General features: G+C 72.6%; 17 protein-coding genes and 2 tRNA genes. 8 read left to right on the forward strand and 11 right to left on the reverse strand.

The window, feature by feature from the left end; translation table 11 throughout:
- Both ACYVOM_RS35300 and ACYVOM_RS35305 read right to left on the reverse strand, forming a co-directional pair.
- Positions 1-945 carry an alpha-E domain-containing protein gene (locus tag ACYVOM_RS35300; RefSeq protein ID WP_460307934.1) on the reverse strand — a complete coding sequence of 315 codons (945 nt, stop codon included), beginning with the start codon at positions 943-945 and terminating at the stop codon, positions 1-3.
- Entirely contained in the window at positions 942-2495 is a 1554-nt protein-coding gene (locus ACYVOM_RS35305) for a circularly permuted type 2 ATP-grasp protein (protein WP_460307935.1), read from the reverse strand. Before ACYVOM_RS35305 ends, ACYVOM_RS35300 begins: the two co-directional genes overlap by 4 nt.
- A 181-nt stretch (positions 2496-2676) precedes the next feature.
- Between ACYVOM_RS35305 and ACYVOM_RS35310 the strand changes: the two genes are divergently transcribed.
- Entirely contained in the window at positions 2677-2868 is a 192-nt protein-coding gene (locus ACYVOM_RS35310; RefSeq protein ID WP_460307936.1) for a hypothetical protein, read from the forward strand.
- 97 nt (positions 2869-2965) lie between these two features.
- Here ACYVOM_RS35310 and ACYVOM_RS35315 read toward each other — a convergent pair whose 3' ends face one another.
- A complete protein-coding gene (locus ACYVOM_RS35315; protein WP_460307937.1) occupies positions 2966-4303 on the reverse strand; it encodes a M20/M25/M40 family metallo-hydrolase in 1338 nt (445 codons plus the stop codon).
- Between the two features lie 263 nt (positions 4304-4566).
- On the opposite strand from ACYVOM_RS35315, the gene ACYVOM_RS35320 reads away from it, so the two are divergent.
- The 5 genes from ACYVOM_RS35320 to ACYVOM_RS35340 all read left to right on the forward strand — a co-directional run bounded on the left by ACYVOM_RS35320 (position 4567) and on the right by ACYVOM_RS35340 (position 8952).
- Positions 4567-4640: transfer RNA gene (locus ACYVOM_RS35320), tRNA-Ile, on the forward strand.
- Between the two features lie 114 nt (positions 4641-4754).
- Positions 4755-5291, forward strand: coding sequence for a DUF6968 family protein (locus ACYVOM_RS35325; protein ID WP_460307938.1), 537 nt, complete (start codon positions 4755-4757; stop codon positions 5289-5291).
- Between the two features lie 43 nt (positions 5292-5334).
- Complete coding sequence (locus tag ACYVOM_RS35330; protein WP_460307939.1) at positions 5335-5991, forward strand: LppX_LprAFG lipoprotein; 657 nt, start codon at positions 5335-5337, stop codon at positions 5989-5991.
- Positions 5992-7518 carry an MFS transporter gene (locus tag ACYVOM_RS35335; RefSeq protein ID WP_460307940.1) on the forward strand — a complete coding sequence of 509 codons (1527 nt, stop codon included), beginning with the start codon at positions 5992-5994 and terminating at the stop codon, positions 7516-7518.
- A 69-nt stretch (positions 7519-7587) separates the two neighbouring features.
- A complete protein-coding gene (locus ACYVOM_RS35340; RefSeq protein WP_460307941.1) occupies positions 7588-8952 on the forward strand; it encodes a WS/DGAT/MGAT family O-acyltransferase in 1365 nt (454 codons plus the stop codon).
- Here the strand turns inward: ACYVOM_RS35340 and ACYVOM_RS35345 are convergent.
- Genes ACYVOM_RS35345 through ACYVOM_RS35355 form a run of 3 tightly spaced genes read right to left on the reverse strand, consistent with a single transcriptional unit; the run spans position 8933 to position 11437 of the window.
- Positions 8933-9730, reverse strand: coding sequence for an SAM hydrolase/SAM-dependent halogenase family protein (locus ACYVOM_RS35345; RefSeq protein WP_460307942.1), 798 nt, complete (start codon positions 9728-9730; stop codon positions 8933-8935). The two genes, ACYVOM_RS35340 and ACYVOM_RS35345, sit on opposite strands and share 20 nt — an antisense overlap.
- A gap of 48 nt (positions 9731-9778) precedes the next feature.
- Entirely contained in the window at positions 9779-11092 is a 1314-nt protein-coding gene (locus ACYVOM_RS35350; RefSeq protein WP_460307943.1) for an MGH1-like glycoside hydrolase domain-containing protein, read from the reverse strand.
- A 42-nt stretch (positions 11093-11134) separates the two neighbouring features.
- The gene (locus tag ACYVOM_RS35355; protein ID WP_460307944.1) at positions 11135-11437 is read right to left on the reverse strand and encodes a YtxH domain-containing protein; all 303 of its coding nucleotides are present in this window, start codon (positions 11435-11437) and stop codon (positions 11135-11137) included.
- A gap of 132 nt (positions 11438-11569) precedes the next feature.
- On the opposite strand from ACYVOM_RS35355, the gene ACYVOM_RS35360 reads away from it, so the two are divergent.
- A tRNA-Asn gene (locus ACYVOM_RS35360) sits at positions 11570-11642 on the forward strand.
- An 87-nt stretch (positions 11643-11729) separates the two neighbouring features.
- Here the strand turns inward: ACYVOM_RS35360 and ACYVOM_RS35365 are convergent.
- Positions 11730-12236: a TIGR00725 family protein gene (locus ACYVOM_RS35365; RefSeq protein WP_460307945.1), complete on the reverse strand. Its 507-nt coding sequence runs from the start codon at positions 12234-12236 to the stop codon at positions 11730-11732.
- Between the two features lie 216 nt (positions 12237-12452).
- Between ACYVOM_RS35365 and ACYVOM_RS35370 the strand changes: the two genes are divergently transcribed.
- Positions 12453-12947 carry a hypothetical protein gene (locus ACYVOM_RS35370; RefSeq protein WP_460307946.1) on the forward strand — a complete coding sequence of 165 codons (495 nt, stop codon included), beginning with the start codon at positions 12453-12455 and terminating at the stop codon, positions 12945-12947.
- Positions 12948-13201: 254 nt separating this feature from the next.
- Here the strand turns inward: ACYVOM_RS35370 and ACYVOM_RS35375 are convergent, their stop codons facing one another.
- Genes ACYVOM_RS35375 through ACYVOM_RS35390 form a run of 4 tightly spaced genes read right to left on the reverse strand, consistent with a single transcriptional unit; the run spans position 13202 to position 17731 of the window.
- A complete protein-coding gene (locus ACYVOM_RS35375; protein ID WP_460307947.1) occupies positions 13202-14029 on the reverse strand; it encodes an HAD family hydrolase in 828 nt (275 codons plus the stop codon).
- Positions 14026-15111: a cysteine protease StiP family protein gene (locus tag ACYVOM_RS35380; protein ID WP_460307948.1), complete on the reverse strand. Its 1086-nt coding sequence runs from the start codon at positions 15109-15111 to the stop codon at positions 14026-14028. The genes ACYVOM_RS35375 and ACYVOM_RS35380 overlap by 4 nt, the downstream gene beginning before the upstream one ends.
- Positions 15108-16583, reverse strand: coding sequence for a phosphoribosyltransferase family protein (locus ACYVOM_RS35385; protein WP_460307949.1), 1476 nt, complete (start codon positions 16581-16583; stop codon positions 15108-15110). Before ACYVOM_RS35385 ends, ACYVOM_RS35380 begins: the two co-directional genes overlap by 4 nt.
- Positions 16580-17731: an HpcH/HpaI aldolase/citrate lyase family protein gene (locus tag ACYVOM_RS35390; RefSeq protein ID WP_460307950.1), complete on the reverse strand. Its 1152-nt coding sequence runs from the start codon at positions 17729-17731 to the stop codon at positions 16580-16582. Before ACYVOM_RS35390 ends, ACYVOM_RS35385 begins: the two co-directional genes overlap by 4 nt.
- Positions 17732-17810: the final 79 nt, after the last annotated feature.

Consider the following 17810-nt stretch of genomic DNA (forward strand, 5'->3'; position numbering starts at 1 on the left):
TCAGCCCTCCTGTTCCCAGGCCACGGGGAGCGCGTACTGGAAGTACTTGTCCGCGACCGCCCCGGTGGCCCGCACGCACGTGTTCTGCAGCGCCGTGAGCAGCTCCGGCAGCTGCTCCAGCAGGAGCGCCGCGTCGGTGTACTCCAGGCGGGTGCGCAGCTGGCCGATGGGGCGGCGCGCGGCGTCGGTGAACCCGGCGCGCGCCGGGTCGGGGTCCAGGACGGCCAGGCAGTCCTCGGCCAGGGTGAGCGCGTGCAGGACCGAACGGGGGAACAGCCTGTCCAGCATGAGGAACGCCGCCACAAGGCGCGGCTCCCCGGTGCCGCCATGGGTGCGGATGTAGGACTCGTCGGCCCCGCTGGCCCTGAGGAGCATCGACCAGTCGGGCGCGTAGGAAGCCGAAGGCATCCGCAGCGAAAGCAGTCGGGCCGTCATGTCGATCCGCTCGACGCTGCGCCCTAGAACGAGGAAGTGCCAGCCCTCGTCGCGGCTCATGGTCGCGTCGGCGAGGCCGGAGAACAGCGCGGCCCGCTCCCTGACGTAGCGCAGGAACGCGTGCGGCCCGAGCCGCTCGGCGGCGCGGCGGCGCCCGTCGAGCTCGTGCCAGGTGACGTTCAGGCACTCCCACATCTCGGTGGAGATGACCTCGCGTACGCTCCGGCCCCCTGTGCGGGCCGCCTGGAGCGCGCCGGTGATGGCCGAAGGGGTGCCGTCGTCGTAGGCGAGCCGGGTGAGGACAGTGCCTATGTCGATGGCGGTGTCGCCCGGCGGCACGCCCAGGATGGCCAGCAGCGCGCGGCATCCGGCGTCCACGTCGGCGGACGGCTCCTCCAGCATCCGGTGCAGGTGGACGTCGAGGATGCGGGCGGTGTCGTCGGCGCGCTCGACGTAGCGGCCGATCCAGAAGAGGGTCTCGGCGATCCGGCTGAGCAGTCCTGTGCTCACTGCTGCTGCACTCCTTCCATCTTTCCGCCGTAGCCGGGTCCGCCTTGTGGAACCGTGACGTCGGCGTAGGCACGCGGCAGTGGGAGGGGCGGGTGCTCGGCGGCCTGAGCGGCCGACCTGTCATTGGCGAGCACCCAGGTGTCCTTGGAGCCGCCGCCTTGGGAGGAGTTCACGACGAGTTCCCCTTCGGGCAGCGCGACGCGGGTGAGCCCGCCGGGCAGCACCCACACGTCCTCGCCGTCGTTGACCGCGAACGGGCGCAGGTCGACGTGGCGGGGCGCCGGTCCGCGGTCGGTGAGGGTCGGCACGGTCGACAGCGAGACGGGACGCTGGGCGAGCCAGCCGCGCGGGTCCGCCGTCACGGTCGCGTGCAGCGCCTCCAGCGTCGCGGCGTCGGCGTGCGGGCCGATCACGATGCCCTTGCCGCCCGCGCCGTCGACGGGCTTGAGGACGAGCCGGTCGAGCCGGTCGAGGACCCAGGAGCTGACGTCGGGGTCGTCCAGCCGGTAGGACTCGACGTTGGCCAGGACGGGCTCCTCACCGAGGTAGTACCGGATCATCTCGGGCACGTAGGTGTAGATCAGCTTGTCGTCGGCGACGCCGTTGCCGACCGCGTTGGCGATCGTGACGTTGCCGGCCCGCGCGGCGTTGACGATGCCGGGGCACCCGATGACGCTGCCCGCGTTGAAGTGCAGCGGGTCGAGGTAGGCGTCGTCGATCCGCCGGTAGATGACGTGGACGGGGCGGCGCCCTTGCGTCGTCTGTATGTAGACGCGGTTGCCTGCGCAGATCAGGTCGCGGCCTTCGACGAGTTCAACGCCCATCAGACGGGCCAGGAGGGTGTGCTCGAAGTACGCGGCGTTGCCCACACCGGGTGTGAGGACCGCCACCACGGGGTCGGAGACGTCGCGGGGGGCGGACGCGCGCAGGGCGGCCAGTAGGCGGGCCGGGTACTCGTCGACGGGGTGGACGTGCTGTTCGGCGAAGAGCCCGGGGAAAGTCCGGGTCATCGCCAGCCGGTTCTCCATGACGTAGCTCACGCCCGACGGGGTGCGGACGTTGTCTTCGAGGACGCGGAAGCGGCCGTCCTCGTCGCGGATGAGGTCGATGCCGGAGACGTGGGCGCGCACCCCGTTCGGGGGCGTGAGCCCGCTCACCTCGCGGTGGAAGTGCGCCGAGGTGCAGATCAGCCGCCACGGCACGAGGCCGTCCTTGAAGATCTCGCCGGGCCCGTAGACGTCGGCGAGGAAGGCCTCCAGGGCCAGGACCCGCTGCCGGACGCCGCGCTCCAGGGTGGGCCACTCCAGTGCGTCGATCACTCTGGGGATCAGGTCGAGGGGGAACGGCCGCTCCTCCCCCGCGTAGTCGAAGGTGACGCCGCGGTCGGTGAAGACGCGTGCCAGCTGGTCCGCCCGGAAGCGCAACTCGGCGGGGTCCAGCGGTTGCAGCGCCGCGAGGACGGGCCCGTAGGCCGCCCGGGGCACTCCGGCACGTTCGAACATCTCGTCCCAGGCCGCCGCGGGCTGATAGTCATCGAAGATGTCCGCCATGGCTCGGCAGAGTAGGTCGCGTCTGTTTCAGGCGAGTGAAGCTTGATCCCGGGTCGTGTCAACTTACGACATTCCTCCCATTTGCAGAGGAATATGCCACACGTTGCGCAGTGGTGACCGTACGGAATGTCCGGATATCATGGAGTGGTAAGATCGCTGTCCCGTTGAAAGACGGTCTTCCATGACGACTGAGCCGGTCTCCTCACCGACCGGCGAGCCGTCCGTCGAACCAGCCGAGTTGAGGAACGCCGTGACCGATCAGCCCGCCTCCGTGCCCGAGGACGCCACCGAGAACACCGCCGCCGACACGGTGGCCGACGCCCTCGCCAACTGGCCGACCACCACGGCCAACCCCCGGCGCACCCAGATCTGATCCCGCGCGACCCGTCCCCGCCGTCCCGTCCAGGGCAGGCGGGGATTTCGTCTTCCCGGGCCGGCGCGCGGGCCCGGCCCGCGCGGCCCTCAGGCGGTCAGAGGGAGCCGAGGAACAGGGCCTCGGCGTAGGCGAAGTGCTCGATCTCCGACGGGTCCACGCTCTCGTTGGGGGCGTGGATGAGGCAGGCGGGCTCCTCGACCCCGAAGAGCATGATCTCGGCTTCGGGGTAGGTCCGCTGGAAGACGGTGCACAGAGGGATCGAGCCGCCTTGGCCCTGGCTGACCGGGTCCATGCCGAACGCCGTCTTGAAGGCCTGGCTCATGCGGTCGTACGCCGGGCCGCCCGTGCGCGCGCTGAACGCCTCCCCTACGGACTCCGGCTCGACCGTCACCCTCACCTGCCAGGGGGCCGCCGCCTCGATGTGCGCGGTGAGCAGCCGCAGAGCCTCATGCGCGTCCAGGCCGGGCGGGACCCGGAGGTTCAGACGCGCCCGCGCCTTCGCCTGCACGGCGGCGGCCGACCCCACGACGGGCGGGCAGTCGATGCCGAGCACCGTCAGGGCGGGCCGTGCCCACACGTGGTCGGCCACCGTCCCGGAGCCGGCGCGGCCGACCCCGTCGAGCACCCCGGCATCGGCGCGGAAGCGGTCCTCGGGGTAGGCGACGCCCTCCCAGACCTGGTCGGCGCGCAGCCCCCGCACGGTGACGTCCCCCAGGTCGTCGTGCAGGGAGCCGAGGATCCTGACGAGCGCGACGAGGGCGTCCGGGGCGGGCCCTCCGTAGGAGCCCGAGTGCATCGGCCCCTCCAGGGTCTCCACCGCGACGGTGACGTTCACCGCCCCGCGGAGCGTCTGCGTGAAGGTCGGCACGCCGACCTCGACGTTGCCGCAGTCGGCGACCAGGACGATGTCGGCCCGCGTCAGGTCGGGATGGGCCGGAAGGAACTCCTCCAGCCCTGCGCCGCCCTGCTCCTCCGACCCTTCGGCGACCAGGACGACACCCACAGGCAGCTCCTCGCCCAGCGCGCGCAGAGCGGTCAGGTGCATGACGAGGTTGCCCTTGCAGTCGGCGGCACCGCGCCCGTACCAGCGGCCGTCCGGCTGGTCGGTGAGCCGCCACGGGTCGGTCAGCCATGCCGTCTCGTCTCCGGGCGGCTGCACGTCGTAGTGGCAGTAGAGCAGAACCGTCGGCTTGCCTGCGGGGGCCGCCTTGCGGGCCACGACGGCCAGCGACCCGTCGGGCATCTCATGGAGCCCCGCGTCGGTCAGGCCCTCGGCCCTGCACGCGTCGAGCACCCACTGAGCGGCGCCCTGGCACTCCTGCTCGGGGTACTGGCTCGGGTCGTAGACGGACCGGAACGCCACGAGCTCCGCGAGATCGTCGCGGGCCCTGCCCATGAGCCCCCGCACCCTCGCCCGCAACTCTTCGCTCACTGTGCCCCTCCCGATTCGTCCGTCTCTCTTTCGAGCATGCCCCACCACGGGTCCCGCCGAGCACCCGGGCGCTCCGATCCCGCCGCTCCGCCCCCTGTCCGGAACCGATTCCGCCAATGGGGTGGACCGGACGGCCACCGCCCGCTCTACACTCTTGGTGCGGATAAAGGCTCCCCGCGGAGCCCGAATCCCTGCCCGCGCCCGCCACTCGCCGCGATGATCACGGCGAATCCCGGGAAAGGCGCAGGTAGAGACGTCACTGGGGGGCGGTAGCTCAGCCGGTCAGAGCAGCGGACTCATAATCCGCCGGTCGTGGGTTCGAGCCCCACCCGCCCCACCTTCTCCCCCTCCCCTGGGCCAAGGGCCTCTCCGGGCGTCTGACCGGGGGGCTGACGGGGGTGGCGGCGGGATGTGGGGGTTGCGGGGACGGGGATTGCGGTAGGTGGTCGGTGTGAACGTGATCGCCAGGCGGGTGCTGCAGCTCCACGATGTCGACGGGCAAGGGGTCGGCGACGTCGTCGTGTCCATCGGCCAGCCTTACCTCGATCCCGAGGGCGAAGGGGAATGGACCTGCCCCTACGCGATCGAGGGGCTCGGCGACTGGGACGGGCAGTACCAGATCGCCGGAGAGGACGCCGTCCAGGCGCTCCAGCTCGTCCAGGGCGTCATCTGGGGGGTGCTGACGGGCTCGGAGATGAGCCACCGGCTCCGGCTGTGGGGCAGGCCCGACCTGGGCTTCCCGTCGCCGTTCCACCGGATCCGGGTCATCCACGAACCGTCCTCCAACAGCGCCTACATCGGCCTGTCCGGCGTCTTCGACCACGACGGCGACGCCGTCGACCAGCTGGAACTCGACGGCCGCGACGGGGAGCTCGCGGCCATCCTCGACTTCGCCCACTCCGGGGAGCTGGTCGGCATCGAGCTGTTCGACGCCGCGATCCGGCTGCCCGAGGGCATGCGCCACCGCACCCACCCGGCGGAGCCTTGACGGCCCTGTTCCCGATCAGCCTTCACTGACTAGGCTCACCGCCATGTCCAGACTTCGCACCCTCATCGCGGCGTTCTTCGCCGTCACCCTCCTGGCCGGATGCAGCGCCGAAGACAAGTCCGGCGCCTCGGACCTGCCGCCCGCCCAGGAACTGCTGGAGCAGTCGGCGCAGGCGATGACCGAGGTCTCCAGCGTCGCGTTCTCCCTGACGACCGAGGGCACGCCGGACATCCCGGTCAAGGCGATGTCGGGCGACCTGCTCCGCAGCGGCGACGCGCAGGGCTCGGTGACGGCGGTCCAGCTGGGCATGACGCTGGAGGTGAAGTTCGTCCTCCTCGGCGAGGACCTGTACTACAACCTGTCCGGCAGCTACGCGAAGACCGACAAGTCGGCCATCACCAGCTTCCTCGACCCCGCCGCGATCCTCGACCCGCAGCGGGGCATCCCCGTCCTCCTCCGCCAGGCCAAGGACGCCAAGGTGACGGGCCTCGAAGACGGGGCCTACAAGGTCGACGCCACCCTTCCGGCCGCGGCCGTCACCGCGATCGGCGTCAAGGTGACCTCCGACCTCAAGGGCTCGGTGTGGATCGACGAGTCCACCAAGCGGCTCACCAAGGTCCGGATGGAGCTCACCGGCGGGTCGGCGACGCTCCAGCTCAGCGACTACGACGCGAACCCCGAGATCAAGGCGCCGAAGTAGATGGCCGGCCGCCGACTGGCGCTCGGCACCGGCGGGGCCGTCGTCCTGCTCGCTTCGCTCGACGCCTACGTGATCGTCACGGTGCTCGTGGACATGGGCGGCGACCTGGGCATCCCCGCCAACCGGCCCGAGCGCCTCATCCCCGTCGTCACCGGCTTCCTGCTCGGCTACGTCGCGGCCATGCCGCTGCTCGGCCAGCTGTCGGACCGGCTCGGCCGCCGGACCGTCCTGCACGCCTGCCTCCTCGCGTTCGCGGCGGGCTCGGCCCTCACCGCGGCCGCGGACGGCATCGGGCCGCTCATCGCCGGACGGGTCCTCCAGGGCGTCGCGGGAGGCGCGCTCCTGCCCATCACGATGGCCCTGGCGGGCGATCTGTGGGACGAGCGGCGCAGGCCCGTCGTCCTGGGCGTCGTCGGGGCGCTCCAGGAGCTCGGCAGCGTCCTGGGCCCGCTGTACGGGGCGGGCCTCGCGGCGCTCATAGGCTGGCGCGGGCTCTTCTGGATCAACATCCCGCTCGCCTTGGCGGCCATGGCGGCGCTGCACTTCACCGTCCCGCCCGGGCGCCCGGAGCGGACCGGCAAGGTGGACGTCGTAGGCGGGCTCCTGCTGGCGGTCGGCCTAGGACTCCTCGTCGTGGGGACGTACAACTCCGAGCCCGGGACCAGCGCGCTGCCCTCCTACGGCCTGCCGATGGTGGCGGGCGGAGCCGTCGCGCTCGTCCTGTTCGGCGTCTGGGAGTTCCGCACGCCGCACAAGCTGCTCGACCTCACCGGCGCCCGGAAGGGGCCCGTCTTCGCGGTCCTCGGCGTCAGCCTCCTGTCAGGCGCGGCCCTGATGGTGACGCTCGTGGACATCCAGCTCGTCGCCACGACGCTGCTGGGGCGGACCACCACCGAGGGCGCGTTCCTGCTCTCGCGCTTCCTCGTCGCCCTCGCCGTCGCGGCGGTCGCCGGAGGCTTCGTGGCCAGGCGCGTCGGCGAGCGGATCCCCCTGGTCGTCGGCATGGTGGTCGCCGGGTGCGGCTATCTCCTCATCTCCGGCTGGCCGCTCGACCCCACGGCCGCCGCCTACGGGCCGCTGCCTCGCATGGACGTGGACCTCGCCGTCACGGGGCTCGGTCTGGGGCTCGTCATCGCGCCCGTGTCGTCGGCCGTGCTCCGGCTCGTGCCTTCGGGGCAGCACGGCGTCGCGTCCTCGGCCGTCGTGGTGTCCCGGATGATGGGCATGCTGCTCGGCATCGCCGCCGTCTCGGCGTACGGGTTCCACAGGTTCTCCGAGCTCGTCGCGGGGCTCGCGGTGCCGCTCCCGTTCGACAACCCGAATTTCAAGGAGGAGCTGGCGGTCTACACCGACGGCGTCCAGCGCGCGCTGCACACCGAGTACGGCGAGATCTTCCTCATCACCGCGGTGCTCTGCCTCGCGGGCGCGCTGATCGCCCTCGCGGTTCCCGGGCGGTCCGCCCCGGAGCCGGCCGTGTCGCCCGGCAAGGCCCTGGACGAGGCGCCCACGACTTCCGGACGGCCGTAACCACCGACACCGGAAGTCAACGCTTTGTCAGGAAGGTCCGACAATGGTTACGTCGAAGCCATGGAGCGGATGAGCGGACTTGACGCCAGTTTCTACCTGATCGAGGACGAGAACACCCCGCTGCACGTCGCGGCGGTCATCGTCATGGAAGGCCCCGCGCCGTCCTACGGCGACCTGGTACGGCTCATCGCGGCGAAGCTCCCCGGCATGGCGCGCTACCGGCAGCGCGTCCGGGCCGTCCCGCTGCACGCGGGGCGGCCCGTCTGGGTCGACGACCCGCACTTCCAGATCCTGTACCACGTCAGGCACACCGCGGTCCCCGGGCCGGGCAGCCCCGAGCAGCTGCGCAGCCTCGCAGGGCAGATCGTCGCCCAGCGCCTCGACCCCAAGAAGCCGCTGTGGGAGCTGTACCTCGTCGAGGGCCTCGAAGGGGACGGCTGGGCCGTCATCGGCAAGGTCCACCACTGCATGGTCGACGGGGTCGCCGGGATGGACCTCATCACCTCCCTGTTCTCCCTTTCGCCGGACGAGCCCCTACCCGTCCCCGAGCAGGCCTGGCGGCCCCGCCCTTCGCCGTCCGACCTCGCGCTCCTCGCCAACGCGTTCGCCGACAACGCCCTCCAGCCGCTGAGGACGCTCCGGAACCTCCCCGGAGACCTACTCGGCACGCTGAGCCGGGCGCCCCGGATCGTCGACTACGCGGGCGGCCTCGCCCGGCAGCTCTACCGGTTCACGCGGGCGTCGGCGAGCGTGCTCAACGGCCCGATCGGCCCGCACCGGCGCTGGTGCTGGGCGGACGCCTCCCTGGACGACGTCAAGGCGATCCGCAAGGCCCACGGGGGCACGGTCAACGACGTCGTCCTCGCGGCGGTCACGGGCGGTTTCCGGGCCCAGCTCGCCGGCCGCGGCGCGCTCGCCCCTGACCTCGTCGTCCGCTCCGCCGTCCCGGTGTCGGTGCGCGCCGAGTCCGAGCGGGGCGTGCCGACCAACCGGATCTCCTCGGTCTTCGTGAACCTGCCCGCCGGCGATCCCGACCCGGTCTCGCGGATGGCCTACCTGCGCGCGCAGATGGACGACCTGAAGTCCACCCGCCAGGAGCTGAGCGGCGCCCGCCTCACCCAGCTGACCGACGCCGCCGTCGCGCCCGCGCTCCTCGCCCTCGGCGCGCGCACGCCGATCCGGCTGTTCAACCCGATCGTGCAGACCGTCACCACCAACGTCCCCGGCCCGCAGTTCCCGCTGTACATCCTCGGCAGCCGCGTCCGGGCCATGTACCCGTACGTGCCCCTGACGGGCGGCATCCAGATCGCGACGGCGATCTTCAGCTACGCCGGCAGCCTCCACTTCGGCGTCTGCGCCGACTTCGACGGCCAGCCCGACACGGCGGTCTTCGCCGAAGGCATCGAGGAGGCCATCAGGGAGCTGCTGCCCTGAACGTCAGGCGGGAGCCCGCCTTGCGGGAGAACTCCTTGGCTGCCGACCCCTGGTTGACGGCGAGGGCCAGAAGGCCGGAGGAGTCCTTGAACAGCAGAGGGGCGCCCACCGGGACGTCGCCGTAGGTCTCGGACCAAGGGACGGGCGTCCCGTCCAGGTCGAGGACCGATCCGTAGGGCAGCGGGCCGAAGGCGTCCGCCAGGTCCGACGGGCGCGCGCCCAGCACGAGGCTGCCGAAGGAGTCGGCGTACAACGCCGTCGCCGACAGGACGCCCGAGGAGACCTCGGGCACGGGCAGCTCCAGGGGGACGAGGGAGGCGGCCGGCCCGAAGTCCGCGAGGGGCACGCCGTTCGCCAGGTGGCCCGCGGCGGGCGCGAACACGTCGCGCCCGTGGAAGGTGCTGGAGGTCTCCGCGAGGCGCAGCCGCGGCTCGGCCAGCACCCTCGCCTCCGCCACCCCGCCCAGCGCCTCGGCGGCGGGCGCGAGGAGCCCGTTGTCGGGGCCGACGAGCAGGTCGCCCCGCCCGGTCCTGACCCCGACGGGCAGCCGCGCCGTCCCGACCCCCGGGTCGACCACGGCGACGTGCACGCCGACCGGAAGGTAGGGCAGCGCCTGCGCGAGCAGCATCGCCCCCTCGGCCACCGCGTAGGGCGTCACCTCGTCGCTCAGCACCTGGACCCGCGCGGCGGGCGCGATCCGGGCGACGACCCCGGCCATGACGCCGGTGTAGGCGGCCCCGAAATCCGTGGTGAGGCTCACGAAGACCGATGCGGACATGCGGGCCACGTTATCGGGCGCGGGCGGGCCGCCCGCCGCCAGAACCCCTCAGCGGCCTTCCCTGCGGGTGGCGAGGAGGTCCATGACGAGCGCGGCCGACCAGCTGAAGTCGTGGCCGCCGCGGCCGGTGCCGTCGAACGGGTCGAAGAACTCGCGGAACCCCGACTGGCGCACCAGCCGCAGCGTCGAACCGTGGACGAGGTCGGCGACCGCGCCGAGCCCGTGCGCGCGCACCCCTGCCCAGACGATCCAGTTCGTCGCGATCCAGGACGACCCCCGCCAGAACGCCCCGCGGTCGAACGCCGCGGCCTGGATGTCGCAGGTCGGCACCGGATACCCGGCGGAACCGGCGAACCGGGAGGAGAGCAGCAGATCGGCGAGACCGCGGACCGCGTGCGCCGGGAGCCCAGGATCCAGCAGCGGCCCGAACGCCGCGACGGTCACGGCGGGGACCGACTTGCCCGTCCGCACGTCGAACGCGCGAAAGCACCTCTGCTCGGCGTCCCACAGCCGCTCCAGCAGCGCCCCGCGCACCCGCTCGGCCGCCTCCCGGTAGGGCAGCGGATCCGTCCCGACGACGTCCGCCAGCTCCGCCAGCGCGTGCAGGGAAGCCAGGTACATGCCGTTGACCAGCGGATCCTCGACGGCGAACGGATGGTCGTCGCGCAGGTGGCCGCTGGCATAGCCCGCGTCGCGGAACGCCGTGACGAGCCACACGTAGCGGTCGTAGTCGACGCCTGTAGGCGCCGCCAGAGGGCGCGCGCCCGGGGCGTAGCGCATGGGCGGCAGGCGTACAGCCGCCAAGGGCCGGTCCCAAGCCGGGCTGTTGTCCATGCCCGACTCCCACGGATGGCAGATCGACACCAGCCCCGCCCCGCCGAGATCGCGGGAGGTCGCCAGATAGCGCTGCTGCGCGGCGAGCCGGGGGAAGATCGCGCGCAGGAAGGCGCGGCTGCGCTCCGGGTCGGGTGAGACGGCGTGCAGGCGCAGCGCGGCGAGCGCCTGGATGGGCGGCGGGGTGATCCCGGAGGTCTCCACGCCCTTCGGCGCGTCCGCGACCCCCGCGCTGCGCCACAGCTCCGGCCCCGGAAAGTAGGCGTGCCGGGCGACCTTCCCGTTGAAGACGATGTGCGGCACCATCCCGTTGGCCCACTGGGCGCGCAGCACGCTCGCCAGCTCCCGCTCGGCCCGCTCGTAGCGGTGGCGGGCCAGGCCCAGGCAGACGAACGCCGAATCCCAGCTCCACTGGTGCGGGTAGAGGCCCGGGGAGGGCACGGTGGCCGACCCCGTCCAGTTGGCGTCCAGCACCCTGGCGGCCGCCTGCCAGAGGACGGTCTCGTCACCGGTCAGTCGCGGGCTCATCACCCCAGCGTGAACCCGTGCTCGCGTTCTGAAAAGCCCCTGTCAGGTACGCATCATCTCTTCGTGGTCCTCGCGGTGCAGGCGGTCGTTCACCTTCTGCCGCGCCGAGGTCGCCGCCTCGCCCGTCTTGGCCCAGCCCTCCTTGGCGAGTTCCCCGGCCCGGTGCGCCCCTTTGGCGCCCACCTCCGCGGCCTGCTCCTTCACCGAGGCGGCGGCCGTCTGCACCTTCGGGTTCCCCCACACCTCCTGCGCCGCCTTCTTGATCTGCTCGTACCGCTCCCGTCCGGCCCGCGCCCCCAGCACGTACCCCACGGCCATCCCGCCCGCGAAGATCGCCCGCTTCATCCCTGCTCCCCACCGCTCTGGACACCTGTTCCCCAACCCCTACCCGCCTTCTCTCCACCGATGCGCGACCACCCCGGAAGATGCGCTAATCTAGACGAGCACGCAGGGGGAACCCCACTCCCCGCACCGCATTCCCGCGTAGCTCAATTGGCAGAGCAGCCGGCTGTTAACCGGCAGGTTATTGGTTCGAGTCCAATCGCGGGAGCTGGGCCGACTGGCCCACCTTCCCAGCTCAGGGCCGGTTCTCTTCATGAGAACCGGCCCTGATGCATTTCCGCAGGGTGGGCCGAGTTCAGGTGGTCGGGCGCTTTGTTCGGAGTGCTGATATGCGGTGCAGGATTTCGGTGACGGCTTCGGAGGGGGTGCGGGCGGTCGGGAAGGTGTGCGGGTCGCCTTGGGCGATGAGCTGCGGGCTTCCCATGGCGATCAAGGGTTTTCCCGTGCGCATCGCCAGGGCGATCTCGCTGAGGGTGCCCCAGCCGCCTCCGATCGCGATGATCCCGTCGGCGGCCGCCACGACCAGGCCGTTGCGCAGCTCGCCCATGCCGGTGGGCACGGACACGGTCAGGTAGGCGTTGCCCTCGGTCCGGTCCCGGCCCGGTAGGAGGCCGAGGGTGCTCCCCCCGTTCTCGACCGCCCCTCGGCACGAGGCCGCCATGACCCCGCCCAGCCCGCCGGAGACGACGGTCGCGCCGCGCGCGGCGAGCAGCCCGCCTACCTCGCGGGCGGCGCTCACCTGCTCCGGCGTCGCCTCTCCCGGCCCGATGACGGCGACGTAGGGCCCCCGCACGACGACCACCCGCCCGTTCCTCCCGACGACGAAGACCGGCCCAGCGTAGCCGTGCGGCCGAACCCGGCCCGGCAGGCTCGGGTACGGGGCGGATCGCTCAGCCGTGCTGCGGGCGCGCGTGGCCTGGGCGAGAGCCGAAGGCCGGTCCGGGCCGCCCGCAATCGTCCGGAAGCGGGCCTGTGGATAAACCGCGGGCGGGGAGATCGGCTGGGGTAGGTTATGGGGATGGTGCGGCTGGAGCGGGCGGTGCGGGGGAAGCTCGGACTTGCGCGGGGGGAGCGGGTGCTCGCGGTGGCGGGCACGCGCGGAGGATCCCATGTCGCGGTGACCCGGTATGCGTTGTTCGTGCCCGATGGCGAGGGCGGCTTCCAGAGGGTCCCCTGGGAGCGGGTGCTGCGCGCCTCGTGGAACGGCGAGTGGCTGCACGTGTGGGGCGACGACGGCGAGCATCACATCCGGCTCACCGAACCCGGCTCGGTGCCCGACCTCGTCCAGGAGCGGGTCACCTCCACGGTCGTGGTCACCCGCTACTTCGCGTTCGGCGACGACGGCGGCGTCCGGGTCGTCGGCCGCAAGCCCACGCAAGGCAAGCCATCCCCGGCCCCCGACGGCCTCCTGTGGTCCGTCGTCTACGACGACGACCTCGACTCCTCCGACCCGGGCGTCAAGAACAAGGCCGAACAGCTCCTCCTCGCCGTACGCCGCGAGATCGGGCTGTGACGTCGGCGCCTACCGCCCGGCGCCTGCGCGGGTCGGTAGGCGCACTCGGCGGCTTAGCAGGGCTCCGCTTCTGACCGAAGCGATCCCCGCTCACGACCGAGGCGGGCGGAGGCTTCCCAGAGGCGCCAGGGCCACCGCCGCCCGTGTCCTCCACAGCGCCGCGATCGCCGGTGCGGCGGCTTCGCTCAGGAGCGCCAGGGGCACCGCCGCCCCCGTCCCCCTCCGCGCCGCGATCGCCGGTGCGGCGGCCTCGCTCAGGAGCGCCAGGGCCCCGTCTTCGGGATGAAGGAGGGGTCGAGGGCGCGGGCGAGGAGCCATGAGGTGATCTCGGCGCCGGCCCGGACTCCCGCGGCGCGGGTGACGGCGGAGCCGGTGTGCGCCGTGTCGTGCAGTTCGCCGTGGGCGGGCCGGATGGCCGCGTCGGCGACGGCGAGGAGTTCGGCGTCCAGGAGCGAGTCGCCGGCCGCCAGCAGGTGGGTGGCGCCGCAGCGGGCGGCGACCTCGCGGGCCGCGGCGGCCTTGGTGAGCGGGACGGGCAGGAAGTAGACCTTGCGGCCCTGCAGGGAGACGGTCCAGGAGCGCTCCGCGCACCAGGCCGTCAGTTCGGCGAGCCAGCCGGACGGGAGGGCGGCGCGGTCCACGACGGTGTAGACGAACAGGTCGGCGGCCACCCGGACGCTCTTGGTGAACTCCCCGCTCGCCGCGGTCACCCGGTCGAAGACGTCGAGGACGGGCGCGCAGTCGGCGACGCGTTTGCGCACGCCCGCCGTCCAGGAGGCGTCCTCCTCCCCGTCGACGAGAAGGCGGCCTCCGTTGGCGCAGATCGCGTAGCGCGCGGGCGGCCCCGGCAGGGACACCCGCAGGTACTGCTCGGGTGTGCGCGTCGTGGTCGGCACGAGGACGGCGCGCCGGGCGAGCAGTTCGAGGTCGGCGGCGGCCTCCTCGGTGAGGTAGGACAGGGGGCGGGCCTGGTAGAGCTCGACGCACAGCAGCCGGGGCGGCACGTCGTCCTCGGCGAGGGCGAGCGCGTTCGCCGAGTAGATGAGGGTGCGGTCGAGGTCGGTGCAGGCGGCGACGGTCACGGCCGGGGCTCCCGGGGCTTGATCAGTCCGACACAGGCGTAAGGCAAGTCGGTGTCGACCTCTTCGACGGGCACGCCGCGTTCTGCGGCCAGGACCCGGATGTGCGCGAGGTCGGCGTCGGCCCCGCGCCGGGCGAGCACCTTCCAGGGCACCCGCCGCAGCAGCACCCGGGTCGTCTCCCCCACCCCTGGCTTCACCAGGTTGACGTCGCCGATGCCGTGGGCGTCGCTGATGCGCTCGACCGCCGCCCAGCCCGACCAGTCCGGCTCCTCCTGCGGCGGCGCGTCCCCAGGGTCGGCGGACGGGAAGTGGCGCGCGACGGTGTCCAGGAAGAGGTTCGAGACGTCGGACGGGGCGAGGTCCTTGTAGAACTTCGCTCCGTGGAAGTCGCCCGGCCCGATGAGGTCGCGGTTGAGCACCGTCCGGCTGACGAGCCCCGAGACCGTCGAGTTCAGGCACGCGGAGGGGATCAGGTAGTCCTCGCGGGTGCCGTACACCGATACGCAGCGGCCGGGGTCGGCGAGCACGGCGAGCTCGGGAGAGAAGTCGCGGCCTTCGAGGGCAGCCGCGAGCTCCCGGGTGATCGCGCCCTTGCCGGTCCACCCGTCGACGAACATGACGGACCGCGGGTCGTGGCGGGCGGCGATGTGGTCCATGGCGACGGTGTCGATGCCGCGTCCGCGCACGATGCTCACCGCGTAGTGCGGGAGGTCGAGCCCGTGCGCGTAGGCCGCCCAGCGCCTGCACAGCGCGCCGATGGGCGTGCCCGCGCGGGCGAGGGACACCAGGACGGCCTCCGGCCCGCGCGCCGCGAGGATCCGCTCGGTGATGACGGCGACGGCCTGCGCCAGCCGCTCCGCCGAGGCGTCCAGCGCGGTGTGGAAGAGCCGCTGGTACTCCGGCGACGGCTGGAACTCGATCGGCAAAGACTCGGCGTAGTGGGCGGCGCCCGACTGGATGGCCTCTTCGCGTTCCTCGGTCGGCGCTTCGAGTTCGACGTCGGAGAGGTCGGTGAGCAGCCAGGCGACGTCCTCGGCCGGGTAGCTGCCGAAGCCCGGCCCGTACAGCGGCGCCGCGCTCACGACGGCACCGCCGCGAGAACGACACGGCCGGTCAGGCCGGCGAGTTCGGCGAGCAGTCCTTCGTGCAGCACGGGGGTGTCCCCTTCCTCGTCCACGACGACGACGACGGCGTCGAAGCCCTGGGCGACGTTGTAGGCGTACCGCTCCCCCGGGCCGTCGGCGGGCGCGTCATGGGCGGGGAAGACGATCCTGCCGCGGATGGCGTAGCCGGGGTGGTCGACGGCCAGGACGGGCGAGCGGGTGGTCGTGGAGTAGCGGACCGCGGTGTCGGGCAGAAGGTCGGCGAGCGCCTCGGCCAGCCGCAGCGGCGCGTACATCAACTCCTCGAACCCGAGGACGAGGATCCGCCGCGCCCCGGCCGGCACCGCGCCGGCCACGTCCGCGGCCATCGCCGGCAGCCCCTTCTCCAGCGCCTCCCGATGCCCCGGCCCGAACCCGTGCCGCCCCCCGGACGGCACCCCGCCGGGCCACCTGACCGAAGCCCGCACGACCCCGTCGGCGTCCGAGCCCCGGCCCTCGCCGGGAGCGGTCGCGATGAAGGCCTCAGGACGGGGCCCGTCGGGAGCCGCCGGAGGGGTCCGCCGGGGCTTTGCCGGTGCGATGGCCGCTGCCGGGAGCGCGGGGCGGGAGTGGTTCACGTCCAGCGTGGCGACGAGGTCAGTGCCCGCCTCCAGGAGTCCGGGCGGCAGGAGGACCGCGCCGCGCGCGAGCGCGACGACTTCGACGGACGCGCCGAGTTCGGCGGCGAGCGCCTCGGTGGCGGCGATGTCGGCGGCGTCGCGCAGGTCGATCAAAGACGCGACGACGTAACGCGTGCGGGGGCGCACCGCGTGAAGCGCGCGCAGGGTGTTGCGGACGGTGCGGCCCGTGGAGAGTTCGTCGTCCACGAGGACGAGGGGCGCGTCGGTGTCGAACAGTCCCGGCGGGTCCGGGAGCAGGAGGTGGCTCGTGGCGTGGCTGTGCTCCTCCTCGAAGCCGCCGTACGGGGTCACGCCGGGCACGGGACGGCGGGTCGAGTGCAGGTAGGGGGCGTTCGCGAGCGCGTCGGCGACGCCGTGGCCGAGGGCCGTGGCCGTCTCGGCGTAGCCGAGCACGACGGCGTCGCGGGGCACGGCCCGGGAGGCGAGGAGGTCTCTCAGGGACGCCGCGGCCGAGCCGTCTCCGGCGAGCCCCTCGCGCAGGAGAGCGCCCGCCTGGAGGGCGACCTCATCGTGCTCCGCCGAAGACTCCCCGCCGAGGGCGTGTCCCGCGAGGCGCCCCAGCAGCAGCGCGGACCCGTAGACGAGCCGCGGATCAGTAGGCACGTGCTTGCCCAGCACGGTCGAGACGAGCAGGTGGGCGCGCCTCGGGTTGCGCCGCACGGCGAGCCCGACGAGTTCGGCGAGGGTGAGCCGCACGGGCGAGGCGTGGTCGACGAGGCCGAGGCCGAGCCGCGAGGCGACCCAGGAGCCTGACCAGACGGGCGCGCTCACCGGCTCACCGCCGCCTCGAAGAGGTCGACGAAGCCGACGTGCTCGGCCGCGACGCCGAAGACCTCGGCCCGCAGCAGGGTCCGCTCCGCCCAGGCCCGGTGGGGTTTGGCCTCGTTCATCTTGTTCGCGTAGCTGGAGGCCATCGCGCCTCCGGCGGGGACGCCGAGGATGTCGACGGCGTCGCTGTACTCCTCGTGGGAGACCACGGAGAGCGCGTGCACGGCGGCGACGTGGCTGGGGTGGATCACGGTCTTGCCGGTGAGCCCGTTGGCCCTGTCCAGGATGACCTCGCGGATGAAGCCGTCGACGCCTTCGGTGATCAGCCTCTTGCGCAGCGTCTCCGCGGAGTGCTCGGCGAAGGGCGCCTCGCGCAGCTGCGGCTTGAACAGCCGCTCCCCCGCCGAGAAGTACTCCCAGACGGGCCCGGTCACCGTGAACCCGGTGCCGTCGGCCCGGCCGAAGACGTTGACGACGTCGGCGATGAGGCTGGCGACGAGGTGGAGGTCGTAGATCGTCAGCTCGCGGGGCCTGCGCAGGCCGTACGCGGCGCACAGGTCGGTGCCGCCGAGTCGCACGGCCAGGACCTGCTCCCGGCGCCCGTCGAGCAGCCGGGCGATGTCGGTGAGCACGTCGGTCCGGGTCTCGCGGTAGAGCGCGTCGCGGGTCTCGATCACCGGCATGGCCAGCAGCGGGACGCCGGAGGCGGCGGAGGCCTCGGCGAGGGCGTCCAGGAACGGTTTGCCGCCGACGGCCTCGAACTTCGGCAGGACGAACCCGCTGAGCAGCCTCGCGGAGTCGCCCAGGCGGCGGATGAGGTCGGTGATCTGCCCGGCGGTGCGGATTCGGACGAAGAGGAGCGGCGCGGTGGCCGGGTCGACCGCCTTGAGTTGGGCGACGAGGTTGTCCTCCGCGGCGGGGACCTCACCGTCGGAGATCGAGTCCTCCAGGCACAGCACCATGCTGCGCACACCGAGCCCCGCGCACTTGGCGATGTCGGTGGCGAGCCGCGGCCGGGTCGCCGGGCTGTAGAGCGTGGCGCCCAGCGCCATCGCGAGCAGACCGGGATCGGAGTCCCGGTCGAAGTCCCCTGGCTGCCGATGGAACAGTTCCGTGCGGCGTCCGGCGTCGATCTGGTCGAAGTGACGCACGCTCAGCTACCTTCTCTCACGCGAACTCCAACGCCGGGCACGGTACTGGAGGTTCCGTCGGAGCACCCGGAAGAGATGC

This window comes from Actinocorallia aurea, from assembly GCF_054783995.1.

Coding starts and splice junctions, on each gene's coding strand:
- ACYVOM_RS35310 (WP_460307936.1), top strand. CDS start 2,677: ATGACGACTGAGCCGGTCTCCTCACCGACCGGCGAGCCGTCCGTCGAA.
- ACYVOM_RS35330 (WP_460307939.1), top strand. CDS start 5,335: ATGTCCAGACTTCGCACCCTCATCGCGGCGTTCTTCGCCGTCACCCTC.
- ACYVOM_RS35350 (WP_460307943.1), bottom strand. CDS start 11,092: ATGAGCCCGCGACTGACCGGTGACGAGACCGTCCTCTGGCAGGCGGCC.
- ACYVOM_RS35345 (WP_460307942.1), bottom strand. CDS start 9,730: ATGTCCGCATCGGTCTTCGTGAGCCTCACCACGGATTTCGGGGCCGCC.
- ACYVOM_RS35355 (WP_460307944.1), bottom strand. CDS start 11,437: ATGAAGCGGGCGATCTTCGCGGGCGGGATGGCCGTGGGGTACGTGCTG.
- ACYVOM_RS35340 (WP_460307941.1), top strand. CDS start 7,588: ATGAGCGGACTTGACGCCAGTTTCTACCTGATCGAGGACGAGAACACC.
- ACYVOM_RS35335 (WP_460307940.1), top strand. CDS start 5,992: ATGGCCGGCCGCCGACTGGCGCTCGGCACCGGCGGGGCCGTCGTCCTG.
- ACYVOM_RS35305 (WP_460307935.1), bottom strand. CDS start 2,495: ATGGCGGACATCTTCGATGACTATCAGCCCGCGGCGGCCTGGGACGAG.
- ACYVOM_RS35370 (WP_460307946.1), top strand. CDS start 12,453: ATGGTGCGGCTGGAGCGGGCGGTGCGGGGGAAGCTCGGACTTGCGCGG.